Origin of the sequence: Campylobacter sp. BCW_6465 (assembly GCF_001762815.1) — a bacterium.
GTDB classification, from domain to species: Bacteria; Campylobacterota; Campylobacteria; order Campylobacterales; family Campylobacteraceae; genus Campylobacter_D; species Campylobacter_D jejuni.
The window spans coordinates 1-1,727 of record NZ_MJXN01000096.1 but is presented as its reverse complement, the minus strand read 5'-3'; the positions used below and the strand labels follow the sequence as shown (position 1 = coordinate 1,727).

Annotated in this window: 1 protein-coding gene; it reads right to left on the bottom strand. The window is 22.1% G+C overall.

Features of this window, described 5'->3' with window-relative positions:
* On the bottom strand, positions 1–1,727 hold a 1,727-nt coding region (locus AJ886_RS11035; protein WP_070287456.1), incomplete at both ends, for a glycosyltransferase.

Genomic DNA, 1,727 nt, shown 5'->3' with positions numbered 1-1,727 from the left:
CCACCCCCATACCAATTTTTACTAGCCTTAATAAATTCTTCTCCTAATTTATAAGTAAAACATTCTTTTTCTTTTAAAGCTTCATTATAATCAGGATAAGTTTCTAAAGGAGGTAAAGCTAAATTTGGATTTTTCTTTACTTTAAATTTATAAGCCTTTTGTTCTTGTTTATGTGAAATAACAATGCTTAATATTATAAAAGGCAAAGATAAACAACCGAATACACTTTTAGAATTTAAAATCAAAGCTTGTCCTAGTTTATAAGAAAGTTGGTTTTGAATTCTTATTTTGGCTTTTCCATAATTATTTTGGAATTTTAGCAGGTTTTGTTTTGCAATTAATAATTGATTTTGATTTTCCAAGGTTGTATTTAAATTATGAATTTGATTAGTTTGTTGTAAGATTATATTATTTTGGGAATTTAATGTTTCATTTAAATTATGAATTTGATTAGTTTGTTGTAAGATTATATTATTTTGGGAATTTATTTTCTCGCAATAAATTTTTATGGTATTTTGATTATTTTGGATTTCATTTGATTGTTTTACTATAGTTATTTTATTATTATTTATTATCATTGCAATAAAATCTAAAATTAGATTTTCATAGTTTGTTTCATAATTTTTCATAATTCTAAAAATTTCTATAAATAAACTTCTAAGATTATTTGTTGGGTATTGTGCTATAATATCATATATCCAATTTTCACATTCATTTTTAAAAGCTTTGTTAAATAACTTTATTAAATCTTTATTATGAAAATTATTAGAAAAATTTAAAGCTAAAAAAGCATTAATTCCATAACTTAATATTTTATAATATTTTTTTCCATCTATAACATTTAAATTAAGTAAATTGCAGAAATTTTTTAGTGATTTGTTTATGTTTTTACCATTATCATTATAATTCATAATACTATTTGGTCTAACTCTATATATATATAGTTTATTTAAGTTAATGTATATTTTATTAGCTTGAAGACAAAGTAACATTCCAAAGTGGTGATCTTCATGTATAATACCATTGATAAATTTTAATTTTATATGATTTAAAAATTGTATAAAATTTATCATGCACATTTGACCAAGCCAAAAAGCTGTAAAATTATTTTCTAGTGTTTTTTCTAACCATTGTTTTGAGGTAATAGTTTCAGATTTTTTAAATTGATAATTTTCTAGAATGGTTTTTGTTTGTTTTTTTGGATTTTCTATATCATCATAATAAAAATAATGATCAAACCAAACCACTTCAACCCCATCCATTCTAGGAACACATTCTTCTATGCAATTTAATTCCCAATAATCATCAGAATCTAAAAAGATAATATAATCAATATCAGGAGCTTTAAAATTTAAAAGTTCATCTTTATTTTTAAAGAAATTTGAACTTTTATATATTTTATAAATATTATAAGGATTATCTTCATTGTCTAGTTTAAATTCTACTAAGGAGTTTTCTTTTAATTCTTGGGTAATATTTTTAAAATCATATTCTTTACTAAAGAATTCTATGCCTACATTACGAGCTGAAGATAAACCCCCATTTTCCTTATCAAAAAGTATAAATCTTTCATCTTTTAAAGTATATTCTTTGGCTATATTGAGTGAGTTTTCATCTGTGCTACCATCATTTACAAGTACAACTTGTAAATTTTTATAAGTTTGATTAACAACACTATCTAAACATTCTCTTAAATATTTTTCTACATTATAGATTGGGATAACTAC